At 74.3% G+C, this 5782-nt stretch carries 5 protein-coding genes; all 5 read right to left on the bottom strand.

From position 1 onward, the window contains the following. Positions 1-120: 120 nt before the first annotated feature. Positions 121-813 carry an L-ribulose-5-phosphate 4-epimerase gene (locus tag DQW06_RS24145; protein ID WP_013151802.1) on the bottom strand — a complete coding sequence of 231 codons (693 nt, stop codon included), beginning with the start codon at positions 811-813 and terminating at the stop codon, positions 121-123. Beyond that, a complete protein-coding gene (araB, locus tag DQW06_RS24140) occupies positions 810-2483 on the bottom strand; it encodes a ribulokinase (RefSeq protein WP_041552311.1) in 1674 nt (557 codons plus the stop codon). The genes DQW06_RS24145 and araB overlap by 4 nt, the downstream gene beginning before the upstream one ends. Before the next feature lie 89 nt (positions 2484-2572). Then, the gene (locus DQW06_RS24135; protein ID WP_041552309.1) at positions 2573-3583 is read right to left on the bottom strand and encodes a LacI family DNA-binding transcriptional regulator; all 1011 of its coding nucleotides are present in this window, start codon (positions 3581-3583) and stop codon (positions 2573-2575) included. A 173-nt stretch (positions 3584-3756) separates the two neighbouring features. Continuing rightward, positions 3757-5007: a deoxyguanosinetriphosphate triphosphohydrolase gene (locus DQW06_RS24130; protein ID WP_013151799.1), complete on the bottom strand. Its 1251-nt coding sequence runs from the start codon at positions 5005-5007 to the stop codon at positions 3757-3759. Positions 5008-5058: 51 nt separating this feature from the next. Beyond that, on the bottom strand, positions 5059-5782 hold a 724-nt coding region (locus tag DQW06_RS24125; protein WP_198662534.1), incomplete at its 5' end, for a YdcF family protein.

Here is a 5782-nt window from a genome sequence, read left to right as displayed (position 1 = left end):
GCGCGGGCGCGCACGGGAGGGTGCTCGGTGGCGGGGGGCGTGGGTACGGTCACGGTGCTTCCTTAGGGCGTGTTCGGTGGTGCCGGGGGCCGTCGCGCGGCGGGTGCCGCTGGAGGCGCCCTACTGGCCGTAGACGTTCTGGTAGCGGTCGTGGAGGGCGTCGATGTGCTCCTGGGGAAGGCGCTGGAGGGGGCCGCCCTGGCGGGCGATGTGGACGGTCCGGGCGACGTCCTCGCACATCACGGCGGCCTTGACCGCCGCCCTGGCGCCCGCTCCGACGGTGAACACGCCGTGGCCGCGCATGAGGACGGCGGGCGAGCGGTGGCCCTCCAGGGTGGCGACCACGCCCCTGCCGATGTCGTCGCCGCCGATGAGGGCGAACGGGCCGACGGGGATGTCGCCGCCGAACTCGTCGGCCATCGCGGTGATCGCGCAGGGGATGGCCTCGCCGCGCGCGGCCCAGGCGGTGGCGTAGGGGCTGTGCGTGTGCGCGACGCCGCCGACGTCGGGGCGGGCGCGGTAGACGTAGGCGTGGGCGGCGGTGTCGCTGGAGGGCTTGTGCGCGCCCTCCACCGGGCGGCCGTCCAGGTCGCAGACGACCATGTCGGCCGGGGAGAGGTCGTCGTAGGAGACGCCGCTGGGCTTGATCACCATCAGGTCGGCGCCGGTGACCCGGGCGGAGACGTTGCCGCTGGTCCAGGTGACGAGGTTCCACCGGGGCAGTTCGGCGTGCAGGGCGCACACCAGGGCCCGCAGGCGCTCCACCTCCTCCCGGTGCTCCTCGGGCACGGCCGTGGGGGTGGGGGCGGTCATCGTTCTCCTTCCCCGCCGCTCGCGGCGGCGGCCAGGGCGGCGTTGCGCAGGGCCCGCAGGCGGTGCAGACTGCGGCTGCCGCCCCGGCCGAAGTGGTCGTGGAGTTCGGTGTAGAGGGCGAAGAGCCCGTCGTAGGCGGCGGCCCGGACCGGGTCGGGGTCGACCGTCCCCTCGCGCACCCCGCCCATGGCGGCGGAGGCGGCGTGGATGTCGGGGTGGGCCCCGGCGGCGACCGCGGCGTGGATGGCGGCCCCCACGGCGCAGCTGTGCTCGGAGGCCACGACGCGCAGCGGCCGGCCCAGGACGTCGGCGTAGACCTGGAGGACGAAGGGGTTGCGGACCATGCCGCCGCCGATGGTGAGGTCGTGCACGGGGACCCCGGCGTCGGCGAAGGCCTCGACGATGGTGCGGGTACCGAAGGCGGTGGCCTCGACCAGGGCCCGGTAGACCTCCTCGGGCCGGGTGGCCAGGGTCAGTCCGACGAGCACGCCGGACAGGTCGTGGTCGACCAGGACCGAGCGGTTGCCGCTGTGCCAGTCCAGGGCGAGGAGCCCGTGCTCCCCCACCGCGGCGTCGGCGGCCCGTTCCGAGAGCAGGTCGTGGACGGACAGGCCGCGTTCGCGGGCCTCCTCGTGGTAGGCGGGGGGCACGTAGGAGTCGGCGAACCAGGCGAAGACGTCGCCGACGCCACTCTGGCCCGCCTCGTAGCCCCACGCTCCGGGGGTGATGCCGCCGTGGGCCAGGCCGCACATGCCCGGGACCTCGGCGAGGACGTCGGAGTTCATGACGTGGCAGGTGCTGGTGCCCATGATGGCGAGCATCCGGCCGTTGCCGGTGGTCTGGGCGGTGGCGGCGGTGACGTGCGCGTCGATGTTGCCGACCGCGACGGGGACGCCCTCGGGCAGCCCGGTCCAGGCCGCGGCGCGGGCGGTGAGGCCGCCCGCGCGCTCGCCGAGCTGGGACAGGGGGTGGGCGAGCTTGTCGCGGACGAAACCGGAGAAGCCCGGATCCAGGGCGGCCAGGAAGTCCGCCGAGGGCCACTCCCCGTCCTGGTGGATGCCCTTGTAGCCGGCGGTGGCGACGTTGCGGGTCTCGTGCCCGCACAGCTGCCACACGATCCAGTCGGCGGCCTCGATCCAGCGGTCGGCGCGCCCGTACACGCCGGGGTCGTCGCGCAGGACCTGGAGGGCCTTGGCGAACTCCCACTCGGAGGAGATCTTCCCGCCGTAGCGGGCCAGCCACTTCTCACCGCGTTCGGCGGCCAGGGCGTTGATCTCGTCGGCCTCGGGCTGGGCGGCGTGGTGGCGCCACAGCTTGGGCCAGGCGTGCGGGCGCCGGGCCAGGTCGGGCAGCTCGCACAGGGGCGTGCCGTCCGCGGTCACCGGCAGGACCGTGCAGGCGGTGAAGTCGGTGCCGATGCCGACGACCCGTTCCGGCGCGACCCCGGCGGCGCGCAGCGCCTCGGGGACGGCGGTGCGCAGGACCTCGCGGTAGTCCTCGGGGTGCTGGAGCGCGGTCTCGGGTTCGAGGGGATCGGCCGATCCGGGTAGGTGCGCGGTGATGACGCCGTGCCGGTAGACGGAGTCGGCGGAGCCGAGTTCGGCGCCGTCGCTGACCCGGACGACGACGGCGCGGCCGGAGAGGGTGCCGAAGTCGACGCCGACGACCACCGGATCGGGGGAACGTGAATTGTTAGCGCTAACATTCTGGACCAAGGGAAGCTCCTCCGTGAGGGGGCGGACAGGGAGGTCTCAGGGGGTCACGGCGGCGGGGGCCCGCTGCTGCCGCGCACCCGCAACCGCGCCGGGACGACCCGGCGCGCGGCCCCGGCGGGGTCGGCCGAACCCTCCCGGGCGATCTCGGCGAGCAGCAGGGCCAGGCTCTCCCGGCCCACCTGGGCGAAGTCCTGGTGGACGGTGGTCAGGGACGGGGTCAGGTACTCGGCCTCGGGGATGTCGTCGAAGCCGACCACGCTGACGTCGCCGGGGACGTGCAGGTCCGCCTCGTGCAGCGCGCGCAGCACGCCGATGGCCATCTGGTCGTTGCCCACGAAGATCGCCGTGACCCGCTCCCCCGAGGCGCGCCTGCGCACCAGCGCCAGGCCCAGCTCGTAGCCCGACCGGGGGCTCCAGTCCCCCTGGAGCGGTTCGGGGACAGGCGCCCCGGCCTCCTCCAGTGCCCGGCGCCACCCGACCACCCGGGCCGCTGACTCCAGCCACAGGGGGTCGCCCTCCACGTGGTGGACGGTCGTGTGGCCCAGGTCGAGCAGGTGGCGGACGGCGTCGTGGGCGCCCTGGGCCTGGTCGACGCAGACGACGGGAAGGCCCGAGCCCTCTCCGCCCTCGACCGCGACCAGGGGCCCGGGGCCGGGCAGCGCGGCCAGCGCCTCCACCAGGGCGCGCTGGGGGGCGATCGCCACGCAGCCCTCGACCGATTGCTGGATCAGGTAGTCGGCGGCCGCGACCACGCCCTCGGGAGACACGTCGTCGAGGCTGACCATGCTCAGGAAGTAGCCCGCCTCGCGCGCGGCCCGCTCGATCCCCGCCAGGGTCTGCGCCGGGCCGAAGAGCGTGGGGTCGAAGGCGATGACGCCGAGCACGTTGGTGCGGCGGGTGACCAGGGCGCGCGCGGTGGAGTTGCGGTGGTAGCCCAACTCCTCGATGGCGTCGCGTACCCGGAGCACCGTCTCCTCGCGGACGTTGGGGTGGCCGTTGACCACGCGCGACACCGTCTGGTGGGAGACTCCGGCCAGCCGGGCCACGTCCGCCATGACGGGGGTACGGCCACCTGGGGGTTTCACCGGGACGACACCTCCGGACACAGGAAGGGGGGCTTCTGTGATGTGCGCAACATTGTTAGCGCTCACATCAGTGAAGTCAACCCCCCTTCACCCCGGTCGTGGAAACGGGGGAAGGGGCCGGGGACGCGGGCGCGGTCCCGCGCTCAGCCCGTGAGGCTGGCGTGCAGCGCGGTCGCGGAGGTGTCGGTGAGCGAGGCGACCTGGTCGATGACCACGCGCAGGGCGGCGGAGTCGTCGGCGGCCCCGGTGAAGGCGGCGCGGAACTGCGGGTCCAGGCCCTCGGGGGCGTTCTTCCACAGGAGGCCGACCAGCTCGGTGATCAGGCGGCGTTCCTCGGCCTGGTAGACCCGGGCCTCCTCCCGCGAGAGCACGAAGTGGGCGGCGACCGCCTTGAGCAGGGCGCACTCCAGCAGGGGGCGGCGGGGCACGATGAGGTCGCCGCCGTAACGGGTGAGGCGCCCGGGACCGTACGCGGCGCGGGTGGCCTCCTCCGCGGCCCGGCAGAAGCGGCCGATGAGCCCGCTGGTGAGGTTCTTGAGCGCGGCGAGCGAGGCGAGGTCCCCGGTGAACTCGCGCGGCCACGCGGGGTGGGCGATCAGGTCGGTGAAGACCTCGTCGAGTTCGGCCGGGTCGGCGTCGCAGTAGTCGGCGGCGGCGATCCGCACGACCTCGGCGCGCTCGGCGGCGCCGCGCAGGGCCGCGGGGTCCACCAGCCCGGCGTGCAGGGCGTCCTCGACGTCGTGCACGGAGTAGGCGACGTCGTCGGCCCAGTCCATGACCTGGGCCTCGAAGCAGGTGCGGCCCGGGGGCGCGTCCCTGCGCAGCCAGTCGAACACCTCGGTGTCGTCGGGGTAGCAGTTGAACTTGTGGGTGTCGCCGCCCTCGCCCCGGAGCCAGGGGTACTTGACGGTGGCGTCGAGGGTGGCGCGGGTGAGGTTGAGCCCCGCGCTGCGCCCGTCGGGGTCGATGACCTTGCCCTCCAGGCGCACGAGCAGGCGCAGGCTCTGGGCGTTGCCCTCGAACCCGCCGCAGTCGGCGGCGGCCTCGTCCAGGGCGCGCTCGCCGTTGTGGCCGAAGGGCGGGTGGCCCAGGTCGTGGGACAGGCAGGCCGCCTCCACCAGGTCGGGGTCGCAGCCCAGGGCCTGGCCGAGTTCGCGGCCGATCTGGGCGCACTCCAGGGAGTGGGTGAGGCGGGTGCGCGGGAAGTCGCTCACACCGGGCTGGACGACCTGGGTCTTGGCGGCCAGGCGGCGCAGGGCGGCGCTGTGCAGGACCCGGGCCCGGTCCCGCTCGAAGGGGTCGCGGGCCCGGTTCTTGCGGTTCTCCAGGGCCATGCGCTCGGTGTCCTGGTCGGTGTAGCCGAGCGCTCCGCCCTCGCGGGGATTGTTCGTCATCGTGTGTGCGAGCCTACTTCCCAGCTACGACCCGGGCACCGTCCGCGCTGGTCAGGCGGCATCGACCTGGATGTCGCTGCTGTCGTTGAAGATCCAGTAGTACCAGAGCGCCGCGGTCTCCCTGGTGATGTACCACAGCTGGGTGCGGCGCTCGATGACCGCGGGCCCCGACCGCGAGGGCGAGGTGCCCGCCTCGATGCCGTGGGCGGCGGCCATGCGTTCGGAGCGCAGGCTGTGCCAGGGGTCGGAGACGAGGATGGCGGTGTCCCAGGAGTTGGCCTCGAAGACCCCGGCGACGGCTTCGATGCTCTGGAGGGTGTCACTCCCCTCCTCCACCGCGATGACCTGGTCGCCGGGGACGCCCACCTCGATCAGCCAGTTGCGTCCGGAGGCGGCCTCGGTGAAGTTGTCGCCGGGCAGCTTGCCGCCGACGGTGACGATGACCGGGGCCACGCCCTCCAGGTAGAGGACCTGGGCTTGGCGCAGCCGGGCCTCGAAGACGGGCGAGGGCACGCCGTTGTACTGGCTGGCGCCGAGCACGACGATGGCGTCGGAGGGGGTGCGCTCGTCCTGGCGGGCCACGTACCAGACCCAGGCCCAGGTGCCGACCGGGACGGCCAGGGCGGTGACCAGCAGCAGGCTGACCAGCCAGCGCAGGCGGAAGCGGCGCCGACCGCGGCGGCGCGGCCGGGAGAAGGACGGCGGCTCGGGGCGGCGGCGGGGCGCCGTCTCCGGGGCGCGCGGGAACTCCTCCTCCGGGGACCCCGCCTCGGGG

The sequence above is a fragment of the Nocardiopsis sp. TNDT3 genome (genome assembly GCF_003427465.1).
GTDB classification, from domain to species: Bacteria; Actinomycetota; Actinomycetes; order Streptosporangiales; family Streptosporangiaceae; genus Nocardiopsis; species Nocardiopsis dassonvillei.
The sequence above is the reverse complement of the archived record's forward strand: the minus strand, read 5'-3'. Positions and strand labels throughout refer to the sequence as shown.

Bases quoted from the DNA above. Each gene is read 5' to 3' on its own strand.
- DQW06_RS24130 (WP_013151799.1), bottom strand. From the start codon at position 5,007: ATGACGAACAATCCCCGCGAGGGCGGAGCGCTCGGCTACACCGACCAG.
- DQW06_RS24145 (WP_013151802.1), bottom strand. From the start codon at position 813: ATGACCGCCCCCACCCCCACGGCCGTGCCCGAGGAGCACCGGGAGGAG.
- DQW06_RS24135 (WP_041552309.1), bottom strand. From the start codon at position 3,583: ATGGCGGACGTGGCCCGGCTGGCCGGAGTCTCCCACCAGACGGTGTCG.